This is a genomic window from Marinobacter nanhaiticus D15-8W, assembly GCF_036511935.1.
In the GTDB taxonomy this organism is placed as follows: Bacteria; Pseudomonadota; Gammaproteobacteria; order Pseudomonadales; family Oleiphilaceae; genus Marinobacter_A; species Marinobacter_A nanhaiticus.
Genome location: NZ_AP028878.1, coordinates 3461432 through 3486996, shown reverse-complemented (window position 1 = coordinate 3486996; position 25565 = coordinate 3461432). Strand labels below are relative to the sequence as shown.

The 25565-nt window shown below is 56.7% G+C and carries 20 protein-coding genes and 1 tRNA gene; 19 read left to right on the top strand and 2 right to left on the bottom strand.

The window, feature by feature from the left end:
• Positions 1–277: 277 nt before the first annotated feature.
• The 8 genes from RE428_RS15535 (at position 278) to RE428_RS15500 (ending at position 13676) form a co-directional block, all read left to right on the top strand.
• Positions 278–538: a YeaC family protein gene (locus tag RE428_RS15535; protein ID WP_004578721.1), complete on the top strand. Its 261-nt coding sequence runs from the start codon at positions 278–280 to the stop codon at positions 536–538.
• 12 nt (positions 539–550) lie between these two features.
• A complete protein-coding gene (locus RE428_RS15530; protein ID WP_004578720.1) occupies positions 551–1423 on the top strand; it encodes a DUF2797 domain-containing protein in 873 nt (290 codons plus the stop codon).
• A gap of 149 nt (positions 1424–1572) precedes the next feature.
• Positions 1573–4212: an aminopeptidase N gene (pepN, locus tag RE428_RS15525; protein WP_004578719.1), complete on the top strand. Its 2640-nt coding sequence runs from the start codon at positions 1573–1575 to the stop codon at positions 4210–4212.
• 365 nt (positions 4213–4577) lie between these two features.
• Complete coding sequence (locus tag RE428_RS15520; RefSeq protein WP_004578718.1) at positions 4578–5966, top strand: DUF1329 domain-containing protein; 1389 nt, start codon at positions 4578–4580, stop codon at positions 5964–5966.
• A 220-nt stretch (positions 5967–6186) separates the two neighbouring features.
• Positions 6187–7329 (top strand): WD40/YVTN/BNR-like repeat-containing protein, encoded by a 1143-nt coding sequence (locus RE428_RS15515; protein ID WP_004578717.1) that lies wholly within the window; start codon positions 6187–6189, stop codon positions 7327–7329.
• 47 nt (positions 7330–7376) lie between these two features.
• Complete coding sequence (locus RE428_RS15510; RefSeq protein ID WP_004578716.1) at positions 7377–9761, top strand: efflux RND transporter permease subunit; 2385 nt, start codon at positions 7377–7379, stop codon at positions 9759–9761.
• A gap of 182 nt (positions 9762–9943) precedes the next feature.
• Positions 9944–10927: a TAXI family TRAP transporter solute-binding subunit gene (locus RE428_RS15505; protein ID WP_004578715.1), complete on the top strand. Its 984-nt coding sequence runs from the start codon at positions 9944–9946 to the stop codon at positions 10925–10927.
• Between the two features lie 139 nt (positions 10928–11066).
• On the top strand, positions 11067–13676 hold the full coding sequence (locus RE428_RS15500) for a TRAP transporter permease (RefSeq protein ID WP_004578714.1): 2610 nt from the start codon (positions 11067–11069) through the stop codon (positions 13674–13676).
• Positions 13677–13745: 69 nt separating this feature from the next.
• Here the strand turns inward: RE428_RS15500 and RE428_RS15495 are convergent, their stop codons facing one another.
• Complete coding sequence (locus RE428_RS15495) at positions 13746–14492, bottom strand: ParA family protein (RefSeq protein ID WP_004578713.1); 747 nt, start codon at positions 14490–14492, stop codon at positions 13746–13748.
• A gap of 233 nt (positions 14493–14725) precedes the next feature.
• Here RE428_RS15495 and thrS point away from each other — a divergent pair, with 233 nt between their 5' ends.
• The 10 genes from thrS to RE428_RS15445 all read left to right on the top strand — a co-directional run bounded on the left by thrS (position 14726) and on the right by RE428_RS15445 (position 23418).
• The gene (thrS, locus tag RE428_RS15490) at positions 14726–16651 is read left to right on the top strand and encodes a threonine--tRNA ligase (protein ID WP_004578712.1); all 1926 of its coding nucleotides are present in this window, start codon (positions 14726–14728) and stop codon (positions 16649–16651) included.
• Positions 16648–17190: a translation initiation factor IF-3 gene (gene infC, locus RE428_RS15485; RefSeq protein WP_081614516.1), complete on the top strand. Its 543-nt coding sequence runs from the start codon at positions 16648–16650 to the stop codon at positions 17188–17190. Before thrS ends, infC begins: the two co-directional genes overlap by 4 nt.
• Positions 17191–17283: 93 nt before the next feature.
• A complete protein-coding gene (gene rpmI / locus RE428_RS15480) occupies positions 17284–17475 on the top strand; it encodes a 50S ribosomal protein L35 (RefSeq protein ID WP_004578710.1) in 192 nt (63 codons plus the stop codon).
• 32 nt (positions 17476–17507) lie between these two features.
• Positions 17508–17864 (top strand): 50S ribosomal protein L20, encoded by a 357-nt coding sequence (gene rplT, locus RE428_RS15475; RefSeq protein ID WP_004578709.1) that lies wholly within the window; start codon positions 17508–17510, stop codon positions 17862–17864.
• A gap of 220 nt (positions 17865–18084) precedes the next feature.
• The gene (gene pheS / locus RE428_RS15470) at positions 18085–19083 is read left to right on the top strand and encodes a phenylalanine--tRNA ligase subunit alpha (RefSeq protein ID WP_004578708.1); all 999 of its coding nucleotides are present in this window, start codon (positions 18085–18087) and stop codon (positions 19081–19083) included.
• A gap of 57 nt (positions 19084–19140) precedes the next feature.
• Positions 19141–21513, top strand: a complete 2373-nt coding sequence (pheT, locus tag RE428_RS15465) for a phenylalanine--tRNA ligase subunit beta (protein ID WP_004578707.1) — start codon at positions 19141–19143, stop codon at positions 21511–21513.
• 4 nt (positions 21514–21517) lie between these two features.
• Entirely contained in the window at positions 21518–21820 is a 303-nt protein-coding gene (ihfA, locus tag RE428_RS15460) for an integration host factor subunit alpha (RefSeq protein WP_004578706.1), read from the top strand.
• A complete protein-coding gene (locus tag RE428_RS15455; RefSeq protein WP_004578705.1) occupies positions 21801–22163 on the top strand; it encodes a MerR family transcriptional regulator in 363 nt (120 codons plus the stop codon). The genes ihfA and RE428_RS15455 overlap by 20 nt, the downstream gene beginning before the upstream one ends.
• Positions 22164–22286: 123 nt before the next feature.
• A tRNA-Pro gene (locus tag RE428_RS15450) sits at positions 22287–22363 on the top strand.
• A 404-nt stretch (positions 22364–22767) separates the two neighbouring features.
• A complete protein-coding gene (locus RE428_RS15445) occupies positions 22768–23418 on the top strand; it encodes an IclR family transcriptional regulator (RefSeq protein WP_004578704.1) in 651 nt (216 codons plus the stop codon).
• A 75-nt stretch (positions 23419–23493) separates the two neighbouring features.
• On the opposite strand, the gene RE428_RS15440 is transcribed toward RE428_RS15445, so the two are convergent.
• Entirely contained in the window at positions 23494–24528 is a 1035-nt protein-coding gene (locus RE428_RS15440; protein WP_004578703.1) for a YeiH family protein, read from the bottom strand.
• A 356-nt stretch (positions 24529–24884) separates the two neighbouring features.
• On the opposite strand from RE428_RS15440, the gene RE428_RS15435 reads away from it, so the two are divergent.
• Positions 24885–25541, top strand: a complete 657-nt coding sequence (locus tag RE428_RS15435; protein ID WP_004578702.1) for a TetR family transcriptional regulator — start codon at positions 24885–24887, stop codon at positions 25539–25541.
• Positions 25542–25565 lie beyond the last annotated feature (24 nt).

The following is a 25565-nucleotide window of genomic DNA, read 5'->3' as shown; positions in this document are numbered from 1 at the left end:
TTGAATGATAATAATTATCATTACCGGATGTCAAAGGTTTCTTTTGCAGAATTTCAATTTTTTGTGACCGGCCTCTAACTCGCCTTCGAATCATCGTCCGATAGGTCGCCTATCCGGTCCCGATGCAGAGGCCTGCATAAAGTCATCGGTGTGATAGCTTATTCCCAACGGCTGGAGCGCCCGGCACAATGGCCGGCTGTGATAAGCTGGACAAAGGGTGTCGTACTGAAATTGTAGTACTGAACCCGCATCGGCCCGAACGAATCTGAGGTGCAGAATGACCTACGAAGAACTGATCGAACGACTGGACCCTACGGTCTACAAAAGCCTGCGGCGGGCAGTCGAGCTGGGAAAATGGCCGGACGGGCGCCCAATTTCCGGCGAGCAGCGGTCTATCTGCATGGAAGCGGTTATCTATTACGAGAACCGCCATGATCTTCCGGAGGCGGAGCGGGTCGGCTATATCGATCGCGAGCGCAAGAAGGACCGCGCAGAAAGCGCTGGCGATGATGCGTCGCCCCTCCGTATCCTTAACTGATCCGGAGGATCGATGACGACTCCGGTAATCGACGTTCAGGGCCCGCTCCGCAAGATGCCAGCGGAGCCGGGGAAACCGGTGAGCTACCAGATGACGGTGGGTGACACCCGGGTCCCGCTCAATGACCTGATCGGTCGCGAACTGCAGTTGGATTTCGGCGGCGAGATCCGTTGCATCCATTGTGATCGCTTGACGAAAAAGAGCTTCAGTCAGGGTTATTGCTATCCCTGCTTCCGGAAGCTGGCAGCCTGTGACAGCTGTATCGTCAGCCCGGAAAAATGTCACTATTACGAAGGGACCTGCCGGGAGCCCGAATGGGGGGAGACCCATTGCATGGTCCCCCATGTCGTCTACCTGGCCAACTCATCCGGTTTGAAAGTGGGGATTACCCGCAAGACCCAGGTGCCGACCCGCTGGATCGATCAGGGCGCAATAGCCGCCATTCCGATGCTGGAGGTAGCGACCCGTCGCCTGGCCGGTCTGGTGGAGGTGGTCTGTAAAGCCCACGTGGCCGATCGTACGAACTGGCGCGCCATGCTCAAGGGCGATGTCGAGGCGCTCGACCTTGAGGCTGAGCGCGAACGCCTGTTGGAAACGGTCCGCTCGGAACTCGACGAACTGCGAGTGGAGCACGGCGAGGGTGCGATTCGTGCCGTCGGGGATAGTGGGTTAGACCTGGCCTATCCCGTGGAGGTCTGGCCGAGCAAGATCCGCACCCATAACCTGGACAAGACCCCCCAAGTGGCGGGCCGCCTGGAAGGCGTAAAAGGGCAGTACCTGATCCTGGATAGCGGTGTGATCAATATCCGTAAATTCACCGCGTACAATGTCCGTCTACAGGTATTCGAAGAGCGTCCGCAGACGTCGGATCTCTTTTCAAGCTGAACCCCGTTCGAATGGATTCAGAGCGGCAAACTGAACCAGGGGCAGGGCGCTTGCGCCGAATCGAGGTTTCGCCCTGACCCGCGCCAGCACGACGAAGTGTTCACGATCGGTCGACTTCTGCGTGCTGATAACTTTCGGAGTGACTTGCCATGCGAACCAACCAGCCACAGACGATCTACCTGAAGGACTACAAGGTGCCGCCTTTCCTGGTGGACCATGTCGACCTGCGTTTTGAGCTTTTCGAGGAAGGAGCGCGGGTCTACAACTCCATGGAGATCCGCCGTAACCCCGAGGCCGAACCCGGGCAGCCGCTCGAGCTCGATGGGGAAGGGCTGGAGCTTGAGGGCCTGACGCTCAATGGTCTGCCGCTGGCTGACTCCGATTACGAGGTGACTTCGGGCGGTTTGCGAATCGAGAAGGTCTCTGACAGTTTCACGCTGGGCGTGGTGACGTGGATCCTGCCGCAGGAAAACACCCGGCTTGAGGGGCTCTACAAGTCTTCGGGTATGTTCTGTACCCAATGTGAGGCTGAAGGCTTCCGCTGGATTACCTATTTTCCGGACCGCCCGGATGTCATGGCCCGATTCCGTACCCAGGTGGAAGCGGACAAGGCGCGTTATCCGGTGCTGCTATCGAACGGTAACGATGTCGAAAGCGGCGACCTGGAAGGCGGCCGGCATTTCGTCGTTTGGGAGGATCCGTTCCCCAAGCCTTGCTACCTGTTTGCGCTGGTGGCTGGCGATCTCGTTGAAAAGCGGGATACATTCACCACCCAATCCGGACGCGACATCGACCTGCGCATGTACGTCGAACCGCGTAACGCGGAGAAGTGCGATCACGCCATTGATTCGCTCAAACGCTCCATGCGTTGGGATGAGCAGGTCTACGGCCGCGAGTATGATCTGGACATCTTCATGATCGTGGCCGTGGATGACTTCAACATGGGTGCCATGGAAAACAAGGGGCTGAACATCTTCAACTCCTCCTGCGTGCTGGCAAGCCCCGATACCGCGACCGATGCCGCCTTCCAGCGCATCGAAGCCATCGTCGCCCACGAATACTTCCATAATTGGTCGGGCAACCGCGTGACCTGCCGCGACTGGTTCCAGCTCAGCCTGAAGGAAGGCTTCACCGTATTCCGCGACTCCCAGTTCTCTGCCGATATGGGCTCCCCCACGGTCAAGCGGATAGAGGACGCTACGCTGCTACGCACGGCGCAGTTTGCCGAGGATTCCGGGCCTATGGCGCATCCGGTGCGTCCGGATTCCTATATCGAAATTTCCAACTTCTATACGCTGACGGTGTATGAGAAGGGTGCCGAAGTCGTGCGCATGTTGCATACCCTGTTGGGGGCAGAGAACTTCCGTGCCGGTAGTGACCTCTACTTCAATCGCCATGACGGCCAGGCGGTGACCACCGACGACTTCGTCAAGGCCATGGAAGACGCCAGCGGCAAGGATCTCACCCAGTTCCGCCGCTGGTACGGTCAGGCCGGTACGCCTATCGTCGAGGTGTCAGATGAGTACGATGCCGATGCGAAAACCTACACTCTCAACGTGCGCCAGTATATTCCACCTACGCCTGGCCAGACGGAAAAGTTGCCCCAGCACATCCCGTTCTCGCTGGGTCTGATTGGCGAGCATGGTGAAGACCTGCCGCTGAAACTGGAGTCCGGCGAGACGGATGCGCCCACCGAGCGGGTGCTGGAGCTGACCGAAGCCGAGCATTCCTTTGTATTCCACGATGTATCCGAGCAACCGGTGCCTTCTCTGCTGCGTGGCTTCTCGGCGCCGGTGAAGGTACGTTACCCCTGGACTCGCGATCAACTGCTGTTCCTGATGGGGCACGACAGCGATGGTTTCAATCGATGGGACGCAGGCCAGCGCCTTGCTGTGGATGTTATCCAGTCGCTGATCAACCAGCCTCAGGAACTGACGGTCGATCCGCGCCTGGTAACTGCATTCCGTCAGCTCCTCTCCGACTCCAACCTGGATCAGGCGTTGGTGGCCAAGATGCTGCAGTTGCCCAGCGAAGCGTATCTGATCGAGCTTTCCGAGGCGGCGGACGTGCAGGGTATACACAAGGCGCGCACCCGTGTGCTGAACCAGTTGGCCCTGCAACTGCGCGACGAGCTGCTCGCCTGTTATCGCCGTAACCGCGAGGAAGGCCCCTACGAGCCGACACCGGAAGCGATCGCGCGACGGTCAGTCCGTAATACGGCACTGAGCTGGCTGATGCATATCAACGATGAAGAAGCCCGTCTGCTTGCCCTGCAGCAGTTCGGCCAGGCCGGTAACATGACCGACCAGTCGGGCGCATTGCGGGCGCTGGTCAACTCCGACTTCGAGGAAGACCGGACCAAGGCGCTGGGCGATTTCTACGACCAGTTCAGCCAGGATCCGCAAGTGGTGGAGCAGTGGTTTTCCATCCAGGCGGGCAGCCCGCGGACCGGGACCTTGCCGGCGGTCGAGACGTTGCTTGAACATGACGCGTTCGATTGGAAGAACCCGAACAAGATCCGGTCTGTAATCGGAGCCTTCGCCAATCAGAACCTGGCGAACTTCCATGCCACAGACGGTTCGGGCTACCGCTTCCTGGCCAGGCACATCCTGGCGCTGGACAGCACCAATCCGCAGATCGCGGCACGTCTGGTGGCGCCGCTGACCCGCTGGCGCAACTACGGTGATGTCTATCGCGAAGGCATGAAGGCGGCGCTGGAGCAGATCCACGCCAAGCCCGACCTGTCCAAGGATGTTTACGAAGTGGTCCATAAATCCCTCGTGGACTGAGGCTTTTCCCTTCCCAGCCGGAAGCGTGGTATTGACGCTTCCGGTTTCCATATTCCGCTCTACGTCCCGCTATTACCGGCTCTCAAGGTTGCATAACGCTACAAAATCGCACTTTCGGTTGATGGATTTTGACGTCAGTTAGGCTAACCTTCGAGCTCTGATAGTCCTGTAAAAAGCCCGTGGGCATGCCGGATCGTATTGGATTTAGCAGTCCCGTAAGGCTTGGGCTTGCCGGCCGCGGCGAGTAGGCGGTGACGGCCAGTATCCTGAATATCCAGGCTGCTGCGGAGCGCATGGTCGCGGCTCCGAAAAAATTACAAGAAACGAAAGCCTCCCGGCTTTCAGGCACATGAAAGGTCCGAACAATGATCCATAACAAGAAATGGCTGTTGGGCAGTGTTGTTGCTCTTTCGATGATCACCGGACAGGCTGGCGCCGCAGTATCTGCATCCGAGGCTGCACGTCTTGGGCAAGATCTCACGCCGTTTGGTTCGCAGAAGGCGGGTAATGCCTCCGGTACGATCCCGGCATGGACCGGCGGTATCTCCGAACCCGTTCCGGGTTACGGTGAAAACGGTGATTTCCATCCTAATCCGTTCCCCGAAGACGACGTCCTCTTTACCATCAACGCCAAGAACGTCGAGCAATACAAGGCGCATCTCAGCGATGGTGTCATCGCCATGATCGAGACCTACCCGACGACGTTCAACGTGCCGGTGTACCGCACCCGACGGACCCACGCGGTGCCGGATTGGCTGGCCAGGAACACCAAGGACAACGCCACCAGCGCCACCATTGTCGGCGAGGGCGCAGGAATTGACGGCGCATACGGCGGCTACCCGTTCCCGATATTGCACGGCGACAACGAGCAGAAAGCTTACCAGGTGATCTGGAATCATCTGACGCGCTGGCGTGGTATCAACGTCACCCGTCGCTCCAGCGAGGTGGCGGTTCAGCAGAATGGTGACTACACGCTGGTAACATCCCAGCAGGAAGCTTTCTTCAATTATTACAATCCTGAGGGTGATGAGTCCGATCTGGAGAACATCATCTTCTACTATCTGTCTTTCACACAATCTCCGCCACGCCTGGCTGGCGGCGCCATCCTGGTTCACGAAACCCTCAACCAGATCAAGAATCCACGTTATGGCTGGGGCTACAACGCCGGCCAGCGTCGTGTACGCCGCGCGCCGAACCTGGGTTATGACTCGCCGATTGCTGCCGCCGATAACCTGCGCACCGCCGACGATACCGATATCTTCAACGGCGCACTGGATCGCTACAACTGGAACTACGAGGGCATGCGGGAAGTCTACGTGCCCTACAACAACTACGAGATCGCCCAGAAGGGCCTGCCGTACGAAGAGATCCTCGGCGTATCCCACATCAATCCGGATCTGACCCGCTGGGAGCTGCATCGGGTGCATGTGGTTACCGCGACGCTGAAGCAGGGCGAGCGTCACATCTATGCCAAGCGCCGCTTCTATGTGGACGAAGACAGCTGGAACACCCTGCTGTTGGACCAGTATGACGGTCGCGATCAGCTCTGGCGTGTCAGCATGGGTCTGGTCAAGAACTTCTATGAGTTGCCCGGCGTGTGGACGGCTCTGGAAGTGTTCAACGATCTTCAGGCCCGTCGTTATCACGTGCAGGGGCTGGATACCGAGGAACCCAACACGCGGGTCTTCACCGACGACGTTCCCAATAAGCGCTATTTTTCACCCGCATCGCTCCGTCGGCGGAGTGTTCGCTAGGCCAACTTTTGGGCTCGGCGATCATGATCGCCTGGCAAAGCAGTCTGGCGGGCGCTGGTCTAAGCTTCGTTTAGACCCAGGGCGGGGTAAGGTTGCCCGCCTTTGCCCGTCTGACCGGCCTCGGGGTAGGGCGCTTCCGGGCGTCTTGCCTTTTGGGAGTGCGGGTAAGTTCCGGGCACCAACCACAGACACTAAACAACTCAAAATAAAGGCAATCTGAATGGCTACACCTTTGACGCGCAAGACATTAGCAGCGCTGCTGGGGCTGTCGCTGGCGGCGGCGAGTCCCTGGGCGGCGGCAGTCAGTGATGTTCTTGACACGCCCGCACGGCAGACGTCACTGGCCGACGAAAACCTGCTGACCGCGAGTGATCGCGCGGGCGACCGTCTGGTCGCGGTAGGCGAGCGGGGCCACATCATCTACTCGGATGACCAGGGTACGACCTGGACGCAGGGCAACGTGCCGGTATCCACGACGCTGACCAGCGTGCATTTCCCCACGCCGCAGGAAGGTTGGGCCGTGGGCCACGGCGCCACCATCCTTCATTCCTCCGATGGTGGCGAAACCTGGGAGAAGCAGTTCGACGGCCGGCAGGCCGCTGACCTGGTTATCGCCACCATGGAAGAGCAGATTGCCGAAATGGAGACGCGCATCGAGGAGGCGCCGGAAGCTGAGAAGGCCGATCTGGAGTGGACCCTCGACGGCATGATCTTCGCGCTCGAAGATGCCGAGGCCGATAAGGAAACAGGTCCCTGGAAGCCTTTGCTCGACGTGTGGTTTGCCAACGAGAACACCGGGTTTGCGGTGGGTTCCTACGGTTTTATCTTCCGCACTGACGATGGCGGCGAGACCTGGACCGACTTGTCTGCCGAGGTGCCCAACCCGGACCGCTACCACCTCAACGGTATTGCCGAGGTGACCGGTGGCGCGCTGGCGGTCGTGGGCGAAGCCGGCACCATCCTTGTCTCCACGGACCGTGGGGAGACCTGGGAACAGGTCGACAGCCCCTACACCGGTTCATTCTTTGGTGTGATGGGCACGGGCGACGTCAATGAAATTCTTGCATTCGGTCTGCGTGGGCATGTGTTCCTCTCCACGGACCTGGGGCGTAACTGGACCACTGTGCCGAACGATTCGTCCAACACCCTCAACGGCGGTGCCGTCGCCGACGACGGACGACTCACGCTGGTGGGCAATGGCGGTACCGTGCTGGTCAGTACCAACAATGCCGAAAGCTTCCGTACCTACTACCGGTCTGACCGCGAGGGCGTAATGTCCGTCATCCCGGTCTCCGACGAGAAGCTCGTGCTGTTTGGCGAAGGTGGCGTCGAACAGACCGATATCAACGGCAAAAGTCCCTGAGCATCCAGCCTCAGCAGCACGACAAGAATTCTGAAGAGGGTCATTGAATGTCCAACCCCAAGCACGACAAAGGCGAACACTACTTTACGTCGCCGAATGCCGAGCCGTTCCTGGAACGCCTGATTTTCAACAACCGCGCGATTATTCTTATCGCGTTCCTGTTGCTGACGGTTTTCCTCGGCTACAACGCTGTGAAGATCCAGCCGGATGCCAGTTTCGAGCGCATGATTCCGCTGGAGCACCCCTACATCGTCAACATGATGGAACACCGGGACGACCTGGAAAACCTGGGTAACTTTGTCCGGATCGCGGTAGAGGTGAAAGAAGGCGACATCTTCACCAAGGAGTACATGGAAACGCTCAAGGCGATCACCGATGAGGTGTTCTTCCTCCCGGGTGTCGACCGATCCGGTCTGAAATCAGTCTGGACGCCGAACGTCCGCTGGGTGGAGGTTACCGAACAGGGCTTCCAGGGCGGTACGGTCATCCCAGACGACTATGATGGTTCCCGCGAGAGCCTGGAGCAACTGCGCCAAAACATCCTGCGTTCCAACGAGGTCGGCCGTCTCATCTCCGATAACTTCAAGTCCACGATCGTCTACGCCCCGCTTTACGAAACCAATCCGGAAACCGGCGAGGCTTTGGACTATGCGGCCTTCTCGCAGCAGTTGGAAGAGAAGATCCGCCAGAAGTACGAAGAGCAAAACCCGAACATCGACATCCATATCGTTGGTTTCGCCAAGAAGGTGGGTGACCTGATCGAAGGTATCGGGTCTATCGCCTGGTTCGCTGGCATCACCATCGTGCTGACTACGCTATTGCTGTTCTGGTACTCCCGTTGCATAGCAGGGACCCTAGTGCCGGTGTTCTCGTCTATCGTCGCGGTGTTCTGGCAATTGGGTATCCTGCGTCTGCTGGGTTATGGGCTGGATCCCTACTCGGTACTGGTGCCGTTCCTGGTGTTCGCAATCGGTATCAGCCACGGCGTCCAGGTGGTTAACGCTATGGCGATCGAGGCGGCGAAGGGTTTCGATCCGCTGACGTCCGCCCGTCTCGCTTTCCGCGCGCTATACATTCCCGGCATGTTGGCCCTGGTTTCCGATGCCTTCGGTTTCCTGACGCTACTGTTCATCGAGGTCGACGTTATCCGTGACCTGGCTGTTGCCGCCGGTATTGGTGTGGCAGTGATCATCGTCACCAACCTGGTCCTGCATCCGTTGATCATGTCCTACATTGGCATCACGAAGGGCGGCATCAACCATGTCCAGCGACATGGCGAGAAGGAAGACCGCAAGTGGCGGGTCATGTCCTACTTCTCCCATCCGGGTGTTGCTCCGATTTCGTTGCTGATTGCCATCCTGGGCCTCGGCCTGGGGCTCTACTACAAGCAGGACCTGAAGGTCGGCGACCTTGACCAGGGTGCGCCGGAACTGCGTGCGGATTCTCGCTACAACCTGGATAACAAGTACATCATCGAGAATTACTCCACCAGTGCCGACATCCTGGTGGTGATGGTGGAAACGCAGAGGGAGCAGTGCACCCAGTACGAAGTGCTAACGGCCATGGATCGCCTGCAATGGGAGCTGCAGAACACCCCCGGCGTGCAGTCTTCGGTTTCCCTGGCGGACGTGTCCAAGGTGGTTACCAAGGCGTTGAACGAGGGTAACTGGAAGTGGTACGAGATTTCCCGTAACCAGACCATCATCAATGCGTCGATCCGCGAGGCTCCCAGCGGTCTGATCAACACCGATTGCAGCCTGACGCCGGTGCTCGTATTCCTTGAGGATCACAAGGCGGAAACCCTGCGCACGGCTGTTGACGTGGTAGAGCAGTTCGCCCAGGAACATAGCAATGAGGTCCACAACTTCAAGCTGGCCGCTGGTAATGCCGGTGTCGAGGCTGCCACCAACGAGGTCATTTCCAAGGCGAAGAACCTCATGCTGGCCTTCGTCTACGGTGTGGTCAGTTTGTTGTGCTTCCTGACCTTCCGCTCAATCCGTGCGGTACTGTGTATCGTTATCCCGCTGGGCCTGACCTCGGTGCTGTGCGAGGCGATCATGGCGGTGTCGGGTATCGGTATCAAGGTGGCTACGCTGCCGGTCATCGCGTTGGGCGTTGGCATTGGTGTGGACTATGGCATCTACATCTACTCCAAGCTGGAAAAGTATCTGCTCGAGGGCAAGACGTTACAGGACGCCTACTTCGAGACGCTGCGCTCCACAGGTAAAGCCGTTATCTTCACTGGCATTACTTTGGGGCTGGGTGTAGTGACCTGGATCTTCTCGCCTATCAAGTTCCAGGCTGACATGGGCTTCCTGCTGTTCTTCATGTTCCTCTGGAACATGATCGGCTCCATCTGGCTCCTGCCGGCCCTGGCGCGGTTCCTGTTGCGCCCGGATCGTATGGTTGCGAAGGCCCGGGCCGCCCGCTAAGCTGCTCGGCAGTACAAAAAGCCCGCTTTGCGGGCTTTTTTGTTTCCACATCATGTAGTTAGCTATGTTTAAAACCTTTATTTTTTGTAACGATTGGTCTATGTTCTAAAATGGAAAAAACGGGGCTGGCTGTGCGCGGCCGGTCTGGAACGAGTGACTGATAAAAGAAGGGAACGAATACAATGGCACTTCGACTCAAGCTATCCACTTTCGCGCTGGCCACCGCCGTTGGTCTCGGTGCGGCGTCTGCCTCGGTTTCTGCGGCAGAGCAGCAATTCGTCACTATCGGTACCGGTGGTGTGACTGGCGTGTACTATCCGGCGGGTGGAGCGATCTGTCGACTGGTGAACAAGGATCGCAAGGAGCACGGCATCCGCTGTTCGGTGGAAAGTACCGGTGGGTCCATCTACAACCTGAACGCAATTAGTCAGGGTGAGCTTGATCTGGCCGTCGCACAGTCCGATTGGCAGTACCACGCCTACAACGGCACCAGTGAGTTCGAGGATGACGGTCCCAACAAGAAGCTGCGCGCCGTATTCTCCCTGCATCCTGAGCCGTTTACCGTTGTTGCCCGTAAGGATTCCAATATCAAGGATTTCAAGGATCTGAAAGGGAAGCGTGTGAGCGTAGGCAACCCAGGTTCCGGTCAGCGCGCCACAGCCGAAGTGCTGATGGAGGAAATGGGCTGGGACATGAGCGCATACTCGCTGGCTGCCGAGCTGAAGGCCGCCGAACAATCCCAGGCGCTGTGCGACAACAAGATCGACGCCTTCTTCTACACCGTTGGCCACCCATCAGGCGCGATCAAGGAAGCCACCACCTCCTGTGATAGCGTTCTGGTGAACGTTGACAACGACGCTACCCAAAAACTGGTGGAAGAGAATCCGTACTATCGCGTCGCTACGATTCCGGGCGGTATGTACCGGGGTAATCCGGAAGACACCACGACCTTCGGCGTGGCCGCAACCTTCGTAACGTCAGCTGATGTCCCGGAAGACGTGGTCTATCAGGTGGTTAAGGCCGTATTCGAAAACTTCGACAGCTTCAAGCGTCTGCACCCGGCGTTTGAAAACCTGGAGAAGGAAGAAATGGTCTCTGACGCTCTGAGTGCGCCGCTGCACCCGGGTGCAGTCAAGTACTACAAAGAAGCAGGCCTGATGGAGTAAGACCGATGGGGCGGGGGCTCGCCCCCGCCTTCGGTTCATACTATCGGTTGGATCACGGCTGTCCCGGTTTCCTGTTGGGTTTCGAGCAGGGTGCTTGGGGCAGCCGTTTTGGTAAATCCCTCCTGCAAGGTCGTTTTTAATGGCGAATCAAGATACAAAGTCATCCAAGGGCAGTGCCCTGCAACTGTCCGATACCGAGGCGGTGATGCAGACTGAAACCGGTGGTCGTGCAGCCACCGGTGTGCCTGGCGCAATCCTATTCCTCGTGCCCGTAGCCTGGGCCCTGTTTCAGCTATGGATTGCCTCTCCACTTCCCTTCATCTTCGAAGTGGGGATCTTTAATTCGACGGAAACCCGTTCCATCCATCTGGCGTTCGCCATCTTTCTCGCCTTCTCTGCGTTCCCCATGATCAAGGGGCGGGCGACAACCTATGTTCCCTTCTACGACTGGATACTGGCCCTGGTAGCGGCGTTCTGCGCGGCTTATATTTTCCTGTTCTACGAAGAGCTGGCCTCCCGGCCCGGCGCGCCGACCACAATGGACATGGTGGTGGCCCTCGGTGGCCTGGTGCTGCTGCTGGAAGCAACCCGTCGCGCGTTGGGTCTTCCGCTGACCATTGTGGCTGCGGTTTTCATCGTGTATTCCCTGGCTGGCCCCTATATGCCCAACGTCATTGCCCATAAAGGGGCGAGCCTGGAAAAATTGGCTGCTCACCAATGGCTGGGCACGGAGGGCGTCTTTGGCGTCGCCCTGGGCGTATCAACCAGCTTCGTATTCCTGTTCGTGCTGTTCGGCGCCTTGCTGGAAAAGGCGGGTGCTGGTAACTATTTCATCAAGGTATCCTACGCGCTGCTGGGTCACATGCGTGGCGGCCCGGCCAAGGCAGCTGTCGTTTCAAGTGGCTTGAGCGGCGTGATTTCCGGTTCGTCCATTGCCAACGTGGTGACCACCGGCACCTTTACCATACCGCTGATGAAGCGTGTGGGCTTCCCGGCCAGCAAGGCCGGTGCGGTCGAAGTGGCTGCGTCCACCAACGGCCAACTGACACCGCCCATCATGGGCGCGGCGGCTTTCCTGATGGTTGAGTACGTCGGTATTTCCTACTTGGAAGTCATCAAGCACGCCATCCTGCCGGCGCTGATTTCCTATGTGGCGCTGATCTATATCGTGCACCTCGAAGCCTGCAAACTGAAAATGCATGGTATTGAGCGTACGGATCGTCCAAGTCTCGCCCAGCGCATGCTCAATTGGGTGGTGTTATTGATCGGCCTTTGTGTGCTGACGTTCGTGGTCTACTACGGGGTTGGCTGGCTTAAGGTGATATTCGGTGACTTCGCGTCCTGGGTGCTCGCTGTGCTGCTGGCCGTTATCTATGTGGCGATGGTTGCCTATTCTGCGCGCTTCCCTTCGCTGGAAGAGGACGATACGAACAAGCCTATGGAAGAACTGCCGCCGGTAGGTCCGACGGTGAAAACCGGTCTCTACTTCCTGCTGCCGGTGGTCGTCCTGGTCTGGTGTCTGACCGTAGAGCGTCTGTCGCCGCAGTTGTCGGCCTTCTGGGCAACGCTGTTCATGATCTTTATCGTGGTGACCCAGCGCCCGCTCCAGCATGTTTTCCGCAAGCACTCGGGCCACTTGATGGCGCCGTTCAAGCAGGGCTTCAGCGAGCTGGTCCATTCCCTTGCTACCGGCGGTCGCAACATGGTGGGCATTGGTGTCGCCACCGCAACCGCAGGTATTGTCGTGGGTACCGTGACCCTGACGGGGATCGGCCTGGTTATGACTGAGTTCGTCGAGTTTATTTCCGGCGGCAACCTGCTACTCATGTTGATATTCACAGCGTTGATCAGTCTGTTGCTGGGTATGGGGCTGCCAACGACAGCCAACTACATTGTCGTTTCGACCCTGATGGCGCCGGTCATCGTCACCCTCGGGGCGCAGAACGGCCTGATTGTGCCGCTGATTGCGGTGCACCTGTTCGTGTTCTACTTCGGTATCCTGGCGGACGATACGCCACCGGTGGGCCTCGCGGCCTATGCGGCCGCGGCTATTTCCGGAGCGGATCCGATCAGGACCGGTATCCAGGGCTTCACCTACGATATCCGTACCGCCATCCTGCCGTTCATGTTCATTTTCAACACCCAGTTGTTGCTGATTGGATTAACCGGCTGGTTCGATCTCCTGGTCACCGTCGCTAGCGCGGTAACGGCGATGCTGACGTTCTCGGCGGCGACCCAGGGCTATTGGTTTACCAAGACCAAAATCTGGGAAACGGTTTTGCTCCTGCTGATCACCTTCACCCTGTTCCGGCCGGGCTTCTGGTGGGACATGATCTACCCACCGACCGAGTTGCGCCCGGGGGCGGAGATCATGGAATACGTGGATGATGTGTCAGCGGGGCAGAATATCGTGCTCAAGGCATCAGGTATGACTCTCGAAGGTACGGAGGAATCCACATTTATCAACCTGGAACTGCCGGAGGGTGAATCACCTGAGGCCCGGTTGATGGAGGCCGGTCTGGAGTTGCGTCCAGAAGGTGAAAAGATGGTGGTGGATTTCGTCACCTTCGGTAGCCCGGCCGAAAATGCGGGACTTTCCTTCGACTGGACGATCGATGCAGTGCAGGTTGAACTGGATCGTCCGCCCAAGGAGTTGATGTTTATACCGACGCTGATCCTGTTGGGCGTGATGGCCTATGGCCAACTCCGCCGCAGGAATAGGGAAGAGGCCGCCTCCGCCACCGCGTGAGGACGGCTAGAAGACAAACGCCCCGGTCCGGGGCGTTTGTTTTATAGCTTACAGAAGTTCATACGGCCACTAGATGCGGGTTACCTTGCGAACCTCGTTCCATAGCAGTCGATAGGCGATTGCCGCGGGTCCTCGGGCTCTTATGCGATCGACAGGGCACCGGTTCTCGCCCATCTTCTCCACATCACTGGCGTAAGGGATGAAGGCGTGCATCCGGCCTTTCAGTGGGCCCTTTTTGGTGGCCAGGATCTCCTGGTGGACCTTCTTGCGTCGGTCCACCATCGACAGGAACGGATGCATCTTCTTGTGCCCCATCTTTTTTTCATTCGCAAACTCGACGAGCTGTTCCCAACTGTTCAGTGACAGCCAACTGGGAATGATCGGAACGAAAACCTGATCAGCCGTTTCCAGGATTTGTTCGGCCAGGCGCGAGAGGGAAGGCGGGCAGTCGAGCACAATCAGTCCGTAGTCCTCGGACAGCGGTTTGAGCCAGTCCCGCAGAGCATGTTTGTCGCCATCCTTCTCCAATCGAAGGTCGAGATTGCGGAAACTGGGATGAGCGGGTATCAAGTCCAGGCGGTCATAGGCGGTCGGCTGGATCATCTGGCCCACCGGTGTCTTGCCCTTGACCAGTCGGGCGGCTTTCTCCCCCACGATGTCGGGTGCCTCACCCAGGTACCAGCTGGCCGCGCCCTGCGCATCCAGGTCCCAGAGCAGGGTGGGAACCCCGCTTTCGGCAGCGAGGTAGGCGATATTAACCGCCGCTGCGGTCTTGCCCACGCCGCCCTTGAGATTGTGAAACGCGATAACCCGCACGGCCTGTCTCCCTGCTTTGATTGGCTGCCCATCCTGGTGAGCTTTCTTTCCCAGCCGCCTATGGACGCGATAGCTCTGAACGAAGCTTATTGTGCAGTGTTTCACCGGTTTTTGCATGGCAGATCCGCAGCTTGGCTGTTAGAATTCGGCCCCTGAAAAGATCGCAATCGTAATGCGGTCGCCCGAAACCATGTGGTCTCTCGTAAGGATCACCGCTGAAATGGAGCTGTGCCATGCCCGTTATTACGCTTCCCGACGGAAGTCATCGTAGTTTTTCCCAGCCTGTTACCGTTCATGACGTCGCTGCCGATATCGGCGCTGGTCTGGCCAAGGCCGCGCTCGCCGGTCGTATCGACGGTAAGCTGGTGGATACCAGTTATGAAATTAGCGATGACACCGAACTGGCTATCGTCACCGACCGTGACGAAGACGGTGTCGATATTATCCGTCACTCCACCGCTCACTTGCTTGCCATGGCGGTGAAGGACCTGTTCCCGACGGCTCAGGTCACTATCGGGCCGGTTATCGACAACGGCTTCTACTACGATTTCAAGTTCGATCGCCCGTTTACCAACGAAGACCTGGCGCGTATCGAAAAGCGCATGGAAGAGTTGGCCAAGCAGGACTTCAAGGTGTCCCGCTCGATCCTGTCTCGCGACGAAGCCGTCAAGCTGTTCGAGGAGATGGGTGAAGAGTACAAGGTCCGTATTATTCAGGATATTCCGGGTGAGGAAGATCTTTCCTTCTATCGTCAGGGCGATTTCATCGACCTGTGCCGTGGCCCGCACGTGCCGAACACCAGTAAGCTCAAGGCGTTCAAGCTGACCAAGGTGGCGGGTGCCTACTGGCGCGGTGACACCGGCAATGAGCAGTTGCAGCGTATCTACGGTACGGCCTGGGGTAACAAGAAGGACCTCAAGGCGTATCTGCACCGTCTCGAAGAGGCAGAAAAGCGCGATCACCGCAAGATCGGCAAGAAGCTCGACCTGTTCCACATGCAGGAAGAGGCGCCCGGCATGGTGTTCTGGCACCCGGATGGCTGGACCGTGTATCAGCAGATCGAGCAGTACATGCGTGACAAGCTGCGCAGCCATGGCTATCAGGAAATCAAGACGCCGCAGGTGGTCTCCCGTACCCTGTGGGAGCAGTCCGGCCATTGGGATAAGTTCGGTGACGACATGTTCACCACCGAGTCCGAGAAACACGATTTCGCCATCAAGCCGATGAACTGTCCGTGCCATATCCAGGTGTTCAACCAGGGGCTCAAGAGCTATAAGGACCTGCCGTTGCGTCTGGCGGAGTTCGGATCCTGCCATCGCAACGAGGCATCCGGTGCGCTACATGGCCTGATGCGGGTGCGTGGCTTCACCCAGGACGATGCGCATATCTTCTGTGAGGAAGAGGACATCCAGGCGGAAGTCTCGAAGTTCATGGACCTTCTGCATGAGGTTTATACCGATTTCGGCTTCACCGAGATCCTGTATAAACTCTCTACCCGCCCGGAAAAACGCGTGGGCTCCGACGAAATCTGGGACAAGGCGGAAGCCGCCCTGGAAGAGGCGCTCAATCGCGAGGGTGTTGAGTGGGAGTTGCTGCCGGGTGAGGGCGCTTTCTATGGCCCGAAGATCGAGTACTCGCTGAAAGATTGTATCGGTCGGGTCTGGCAGTGCGGCACTGTGCAGGTGGATTTCTCCATGCCGGGCCGCTTGGGTGCACAATTCGTGGCGGATAATTCCGAGCGTCGCACTCCGGTCATGCTGCACCGCGCGGTATTGGGTTCCTTCGAACGCTTTATCGGCATCCTGATCGAGGAATACGAAGGCGCGTTCCCGACCTGGTTGGCGCCGACCCAGGTGGCGATCATGAATATCACCGACAATCAGCGTGAATATTGCGAAGAAATCGCCAAAGCCCTTGAAAATTCCGGCTATCGGGCGCATGCCGACTTGAGAAACGAGAAGATCGGCTTTAAAATTCGCGAGCACACGCTTAACAAAGTACCTTTCCTTGCCGTAGTCGGTGATAAAGAGGTCGAATCCGGTGCGGTTGCCGTACGTAATCGCAAGGGTGATGATCTGGGTACTATGTCGCTGGACGACTTCAAGGCCCTGTTGGCCAATGAAGTGTCCCGCAAAGGTAGAAACCAAACGGAGAACTGATTATTAAACAGCGAACGAATCGGGGACGGGCTCCAAAAGCGCCCATCAATGAGAATATAGAAGCCACAGAAGTACGTCTGATTGCAGCGGACGGTGAGCAGGTGGGTATCGTATCCATCGAAGATGCGCTCAAAGCTGCGGAAGAGGCTTCTCTGGATCTGGTTCAGGTGACGAATTCCGATCCGGTCGTCTGTAAGATAATGGACTACGGCAAGAAGGTCTTCGAAGAGAAGAAGGCCAAGGCTGCTGCGAAGAAAAAGCAGAAGCAGGTCCAGGTGAAAGAAGTGAAGTTCCGGCCTGGCACGGAAGAAGGGGATTATCAGGTCAAGCTACGCAACCTGATACGTTTCCTTGAGAACGGGGATCGGGGCAAGATCACAATCCGCTTCCGCGGTCGTGAGATGGCACACCAGGAAATTGGTATGAAGCTCATGAATCGTGTTGAGGCGGATATCGAAGAACTTGCCCAGGTAGAGCAACGGCCGAAAATGGAAGGCCGGCAAATGACGATGGTTGTTGCCCCCCGCAAGAAAAAATGATTCCACCGAATTCGCCTGTCCCCCGTCACAGTGCGGGGGATTTGTCGTTCAGGGATCATTATTTATTTAAAACGAAAATGCGGAGTTTTAGAAATGCCCAAGATGAAAACCAAGAGCGGAGCCACGAAGCGGTTCAAGCGTACCGCGAAAGGCTTCAAGCATAAGCAGTCCTTCACGAGTCACATCCTGACCAAGAAGAGCCCGAAGCGTAAGCGTCAACTGCGCGGCACCAAGCTGATCGCCAAGTCTGACGTTGCATCCATCAAGCGCATGATCGCGCTTTAATTTCAGGTTCTTAAGTCAAGAAGGATTGAGTTATGGCTCGTGTAAAGCGTGGTGTCGTCGCACGTCGTCGTCACAAGAAGATCATGAAGCAGGCCAAGGGTTACTACGGTGCCCGGAGCCGCGTCTATCGTGTTGCCAAACAGGCGGTTATCAAGGCTGGTCAGTACGCATATCGTGACCGTCGTAACCGCAAGCGTCAGTTCCGTGCACTTTGGATCGCGCGTATCAACGCCGGTGCTCGTGCCAACGGCCTGTCGTACAGCCGTCTGATTGCTGGTCTGAAGAAGGCCAACGTTGAGATCGATCGTAAGGTCCTTGCCGACCTGGCGATGAACGAGCAACAAGCGTTCAGTGCCGTCGTTGAAAAAGCCAAGTCTGCGTTGGCGTAAGCTCTTTCATCGATTGCATATCGTATTGGATGCCCCCGGGGCATGCCGAAGGGGAAGAGCACATGCTCTTCCCCTTTTTTGTTCGCGGGTCTGTAGAATGAGGCGCGCGGAGCGCACCTGACAATGGAGAGCGCCTGATAAAAGCTCGGTACCGGGGCCGGTCTTTTATCAGGGGTTCTTTCCCCTAAAAGACAAACAGCTATTTTGTGGAGCAGGGTCAATGGAAAACCTGGAACAACTTGTACAGGACGGCCTGAAAGCGGTGGAGCAGGCGCCAAACCTGCAGGCGCTGGATCAGGTCCGTGTTGATTATCTGGGTAAGAAGGGCGTCCTCACCCAGCAGTTGAAAGCACTGGGTCAGCTGTCCGCCGAAGAGCGGCCCGCCGCTGGTCAGAAGATCAACCAGGCCAAAGCGCAGGTCCAGGACGCCATCAATGCCCGCCGTGCGGAGCTGGAGTCCGCCGCCCTGGATGCCAAGCTGGCGGCCGAATCCATCGATGTAACTCTACCCGGCCGTGGTCAGGCGCAAGGCGGCCTGCACCCCGTGACCCGCACAATCCAGCGAATGGAGCAATTTTTCGGCCGTGCCGGATATACCGTCGAGGAAGGTCCGGAAATCGAAGATGACTACCACAACTTCGAGGCCCTCAACATCCCAGGGCACCACCCGGCCCGTGCTATGCACGATACCTTCTATTTCAATCCGGGCACCTTGCTGCGCACTCATACCTCCCCGGTCCAGATCCGCACCATGGAACACGGTCAGCCGCCGTTCCGCATGATCTGTCCCGGCCGGGTCTACCGCTGCGATTCCGACATGACCCATACGCCGATGTTCCACCAGGTTGAAGGTCTCGTGGTGGATAAGAACGTCAGCTTTGCGGACCTGAAGAGTACGGTTGAAGAGTTCCTGCGCGTTTTCTTCGAAAAAGATTTGGCGGTTCGTTTTCGGCCGTCCTATTTTCCGTTCACCGAACCGTCGGCTGAAGTGGATATCGAGTGGGGCCGCAACGAGGACGGCAGCATCAAGTGGCTTGAGGTCATGGGTTGCGGCATGGTGCACCCCAAAGTCTTTGAGTACTGCAACATCGATCCTGAAACCTATCGCGGGTTTGCCTTCGGCATGGGCGTCGAGCGACTGGCCATGCTGCGTTACGGCGTAAATGACCTGCGGATGTTTTTCGAGAACGACCTGCGTTTCCTGCGGCAATTCCGCTAATCAGAGGTCGCATTTCCAAGTTTTCAGGATACATCGAATCAGAACAAGGCAGAGAGCATGAAATTCAGCGAACAGTGGCTCCGCGAGTGGGTCAACCCGGACATCGATACCCAGGCGCTTGTAGACCAGATCACCATGGCCGGTCTGGAAGTGGATGAATTCGAGAGAGTCGCCGGCTCGTTCAGTGATGTGATCGTGGGTGAGGTTCTCTCCGTCGAACAGCATCCGGACGCCGACAAACTGCGGGTTTGCCAGGTCGCCGGTGGCGAAGAGACCGTGCAGGTCGTTTGCGGTGCACCTAATGTGCGCGCAGGCCTGAAAGTGCCGTTTGCCGTCGTAGGGGCTGTGCTGCCCGGGAACTTCAAGATCAAGAAGGCCAAGCTGCGGGGACAACCATCCAATGGCATGCTCTGTTCCGAGTCTGAGCTGCAATTGTCAGAGAGCCATGAAGGTCTCATGGAGCTGCCGGAGAGCGCGCCAGTAGGTAAGAGCCTGCGCGAATATCTCGGCCTGGATGATGTGACGATCGATGTCGATCTCACGCCCAACCGTAGCGACTGTCTTTCCATCCGTGGCCTGGCCCGAGAGGTTGGGGTGCTTAATCGGTTGGTTGTCGAGGGCCCGGACATTCGTCCTGTCGAGCCTATTCATTCAGAGCTGATTGACGTCCGTATCGATGCTCCCGAAGGCTGTCCGCGCTACTTGGGCCGAATCATTCGCAATGTTGACCTGAGCGCTGAGACTCCGCTTTGGATGCGTGAGCGCCTGCGTCGATCCGGTGTCCGCAGCATCGACCCCGCAGTAGATGTCACCAACTATGTCATGCTGGAGCTGGGCCAGCCCATGCATGCCTTCGACCGGTCTGAAATCGTCGGCGGTATCGTGGTGCGTTGGGCCAAGGCAGGGGAAAAGTTGGTCCTGCTTGATGGTCAGGAGGTGGAACTGACCCCCGAAACCCTGATTATTGCTGACCATGACAAGCCTATCGCTATTGCCGGTGTGATGGGCGGCGAGCACTCAGGGGTCGTGGAGAATACCCGGGACCTGGTACTGGAAGCGGCCTTCTTCGACCCGATTTCCATCGCGGGCAAGGCGCGTCACTACGGCTTGCATACGGACGCTTCCCACCGTTTCGAGCGTGGCGTCGACCCGAAACTCACGCGGGATGCTATGGAGCGCGCGACCGCGTTGCTATTGGAGATCGTTGGCGGTGAGGCGGGTGAGATTGTCGAGGTCCACAGCGAGGCACACCTGCCGCAAGAGCCGGTAATCGAGTTGCGTGAGCAGCGCGTGGCCGATGTGCTGGGACTGGCGATCGACCGCACGGAAATCGAGGAGATCCTCACCCGCCTGGGTCTACATATCGACAAGTTGACCCGCGGTGGGTGGAAGGTGCATGTGCCGAGCTTCCGCCCCGATATCACTATCGAAGTGGACCTGATCGAGGAAATCGGCCGCATCTATGGCTACAACAACTTGCCGGTGACCGAGCCGGTGGGCAGTCTGGGGCTTAGGGAAGAGAAGGAGGCGGTCAGGCCGTTGTCTGGTATCCGCTCATTTCTGGTGGCCCGGGGCTATCAGGAGGCAGTGACTTACAGCTTCGTCGACGAAAAGGTGCAGTCTCTGATAGATGTTCACAACGAGGGCATCGAACTGGCCAATCCGATCTCCAGCGACATGGCCGTGATGCGCACCTCCCTCTGGCCGGGCCTGTTAAAGACTGTCGCCTATAACCAGAATCGCCAGCAATCGCGTATCCGTCTGTTCGAAACGGGGCTGCGCTTTATCCGCTCCGGCGATGAAATCGACCAGGTTCCGATGCTGTCTGGGGTGGTCACCGGGCCGGAGAGCCCGGAAAGTTGGGTTAACGGCCGTCGCAATGTCGACTTCTACGATGTGAAGGGCGATCTCGAGGCACTGTTCGACCTGTTGGGTATCGAGGTGGAATTCCACGCTGCTGAGCACGCCGCGCTACACCCTGGGCAGTGTGCTGAACTGCGTTTGGCGGGCCTTCGCGTGGGGTGGGTCGGTGCGCTGCACCCTCAGGTACAGAAAAAACTGGACCTGGATGGCGCGATCTATATGTTTGAGCTATTCTTGAATTCGATCGTTGCCGGATATGTGCCTAATTTCAAAGAATTTTCAAAATTCCCTGAGGTTCGCCGGGATTTGGCTATTATTATCGGGAACGAGGTGACGTACGCAGAAGTGCAGCGTATCGCGCGCCAGCAGGCAGGTGAATACCTTACCGGCGTGCGGGTTTTCGACGTGTTTGAGGGCGAAGCCATCGGGGAAGGTCGTAAGAGCCTTGCACTGAGTCTCTTCTGGCAGCATCCTGAGCGGACGCTGAATGACGACGAGATTCAGGCGTGGTTTAATGCGGTTATAGACGCTCTGAAGGCCGAGCTTGATGCAACACTGAGGAGTTAACGGAATGACGGCTTTGACGAAAGCGGAGATGGCGGAACGCCTCTATGAAGAGCTGGGGCTCAACAAACGCGAAGCCAAGGAAATGGTGGAAGCGTTCTTTGGCGAGATCAGAGACGCACTGAGCCACAACGAGCAGGTTAAGTTGTCGGGATTCGGTAACTTTGATCTGCGGGACAAGAAAGAGCGTCCCGGCCGCAACCCGAAAACCGGTGAAGAGATTCCAATCAGCGCGCGTCGAGTGGTTACTTTCCGACCTGGACAAAAACTGAAGCAGAAAGTAGAGGCGTATGCTGGAACCCAGTCATAACAACGAACTGCCTCCGATTCCGGGCAAACGCTACTTCACGATTGGTGAGGTAGCCGACCTCTGTAGCGTCAAGGCTCATGTGCTGCGCTACTGGGAACAGGAATTCCCACAACTGTCGCCGGTAAAACGCAGGGGTAACCGCCGTTACTACCAGCGTGCCGACGTTCTGACCATTCGCCAGATCCGCAGCCTGCTCTATGATCAGGGCTACACCATCGGTGGAGCCAAGCAGAAGCTGAGTAGCCACGAAATCAAGGACGACACGTCCCAGTACAAGCAGTTGATCCGCCAAATGATCGCGGAACTCGAAGAGGTTCTGGACGTCCTGAACAGCCCGGCCTGAGTTCCTCAGCGCCGGGACTGAATCCCGCATTTTTATCGCGATTTCCTGTTTATTTTTGGCAGGAGCTAGTGTAGACTTCGCTCCCGCTAAGCTATTGAACTCACTGTTCAAAGCCTACCGTGTCGGGGCGTAGCGCAGCCTGGTAGCGCACCTGTATGGGGTGCAGGTGGTCGCAGGTTCAAATCCTGCCGTCCCGACCATTTTTCAAGCACTTAGGGCATGCCTCACGGCGTGCCCTTTGTCGTTTCAGGCTGGGTACCGAATGGGTACATAACCTCTCGGTGTTACCGACCTCTCTCGTCTCCGCTGGGAACGACTCTACCACACCTTTCTTTTTGACCTAATGCTCATACTCCGTTTTTGGACCTCCATGCCGAGCCAAGACTAGGTTTGCGGCAAGTGTACAATGTTTCTGTAGGTTGAATTGCACCGACCCGGAGCTCATCACCACGCTCCACCAGCAGGGTGCTCGTCGGTTGATATCCAGGCATGTCGTTTGGACGGATTAAGCTGTTGTCTCCTTGAATTTGTCGCTGCATCAATGCCGCTTCCGTAGCGTCTTGCTTTTAAATCACCCACAACAAAGTAAGTCGACCAATAATCAATGGGTTACCTGAACAAGATTGGAACCAACACCTATGCGCTGGGCACTCAGGTGGTCTCTCGCGGGTTCAGCTATCTCGCCAGCCGCGAGATTGTCGAGGTCGCGGCGCCTTTCATAACCCGGCTAAGAGACAGCACTTCGTTATCCAGCCACGTGGGGGCCCGTGACGATGCGGAGGTGCTCTATGTCTTCCGCGCGCTGGCGTTGCAGAGGGTTTCGGTCAATGTGCCCGTGGGCACCCGATTTCCTCTCCATACCACCGCTATGGGGCGCGCCCTTTTGATGGGGATGTCACCTGCTGACCTCCAGCATCTCTTCCAGGGCAGAAGACTGGATGGCTATCCCCGTCCTGCACCCCAGACCATGCCGGAGTTGATCTCCCTCTGTGAAAAAGAGCGTGCCCAGGGATGGACTCGCCATTACTCTGATCATTCGACAGCCCTGGCCATGCCTATTCGAAACTTTACCGGGCAGGTCGTTGCCGCCATCAATATTTCTGGCCCTGATCCCGTAATGAACGCAGAGGGCGTCATGGAGGCCCTGCTTTCCGAGCTTAAGCAAACGGCTGACGAAATCATGCGTCAGGTTGGTGGAGCTACTAGTGCTTCTACTGGACAACGATCGTTTACGGCCCACTCCTCCATCGATTAGAGCCCTTGGGCGACAACTGATGTTCACGTATTGGCTTGTAGCTTTAAGTGAGGCGGTCCGGAATTGTCGATGGCCTTACTTGGAAGAACTCGTCAGATGAAGTGATGTTGACAAATTGTCTGCCATTAGAGGGGTGACAATTGCGCCGCCAAATATCAACGTAGCAAATAGAATCAACGCAAGAATAAAGGGCTTAAACCCAAGCGAACGTAACTTTGCAAGTCTTGTCTCATAACCTAGAGCCGCCATGGCCATCGTCAGCGCAAAGCTCCCTAGGAAGCGCAAGCCCTCGCGAACTGAATTCGGCAGGTAAATAAAGCTATTCAGCAGGATGACGCCGACAAAACCGAAGGCGAACCACGGTACGATAAGCGTTGGTTTCTCCTTGTGGCCGTCATTTATACGCTGACGTCTGATCCACCAGTGGCCAACGATCAAAAGGAAAGGTACCAAAAGCATGACTCGCATTAGCTTCACAACAACAGCAGTAGTCAGCGCATCTCTTCCGATGGCCTCACCCGTAGCAACCACTTGGGCGACCTCATGGACTGTGGCGCCGATATAGACGCCGAATAGCTTCTCATCCCAACCAAACAGAGAAAAAATGATTGGATAGACGAACATCGCCAAACTACCGAATAGGACGACGGTTGTTACTGCTATCGCCGTAGCAGCGGGCTTTGCACGTATGGTGGACTCAGTAGCCAGAATTGCAGCGGCCCCACAAATGGCGCTACCGGCACTTGTAAGGAGTGCGGTCTCAGGATCTAGCCGTAGCCATCGTGTTCCAAGTGTATAACCGATCGTCAAGATGGCAGTGACGATGAGTATGTCTACCCCAAAAGCCCCAACGCCTAGTGAAGAGACCTGCTGAACCGTCACTGAGAATCCGAAAAGTATGATCCCGGACCTCAGCATCCAGTGAGTGCAGAATTTGAGTCCCCGCTCAAATAGCGCATGCTGTCTGCCTGGCCTCAGATTCCCTATGACGAACCCGAGTAGAAGAGCAACAATCAGTGGGCTAACTTGCCATTCCTGAAGCGTTGGTTGGTTAGACAGTGCCATTCCAGTAATGGTAATTGCTGCGCAAAATGCGATGCCAATCCACATAAAATTCTCATATTCGAAAATAGAATATGTTTATTCTCATCGCGTTATTTATATCTGTAAAATGGGTAAATATGGATATACAAATCGAATACATCGATTTACATGGCGTGTCGAAGGGCTACGTACCTATTGGTGGGTTTTGAGTTAGTGTCTGTAGGGTAGGTAGTCGTATTCGATACTGGTTCGAAAGGGTTGATGCTTCACGGTGTGTACGATCTCTGCGGACCTCATGCTCAAGTGAGCCATACCATCAGCTGAAAAAGTTGCAAGGGGTGACGAGTGCGGTTCAGCAAGATCGCTAGCCGCGTAGTCTCTTTGGACGTATGGAAAACGTAAGTTAAAGGATAGCTTTAAGCTTGTCCCCCCATTACGGCAGAGTCGTTACTACCGGTGCCATGGCCAGAAACAGCAAAGATAGATCATTACGAACGCGAGATGTAATCGTAGATGCAGCCATCGAGGTTTTCGACCAAGTGGGCGTTTCGCAATCGTCACTGAACCAGATTGCCGCAAAAGCAGGTGTCACGAGAGGGGCCATTTATGTTCATTTCAAGAACAAGCTCGATTTGTTTGAGTTTCTTTGTGAGCAGGTCATTTTGCCCTACGAATATGTCGCCAGCGAGCGGAGTTCGGGATCTTCGCTTGAAGGTGTCGCGCTTGTAAAAGAGCGCTGGCGGGTCTTTTTGCAATTGGTGACGGAAAATGAACGGATTCGAAAAATCCTAAGCATCATCTACCTCAGATGCGAGTGGGTTTCGGAAAACACGCGAATTCTGGAAAGAATTTTGGATGCACGTAACCAAGCGCAACGTACGATTGCGGAAGCGCTTGAAAGCGAGAAAAGTTTAGGAAGATTTCGGGTTGAGCCGGGCTCTGAAATCGTTGCAACGCTGCTTCACACGGCTATGACTGGGCTCTTACATGCTTGGCTGATTTCCCCTCAGCAGTTTGCTCTGCTAGAAACAGGGACTCATCAGTTGGACATGATGTTAGACGGACTCGTCGGGGCGTAGGCTCAAATTTCGATGACCTGAACG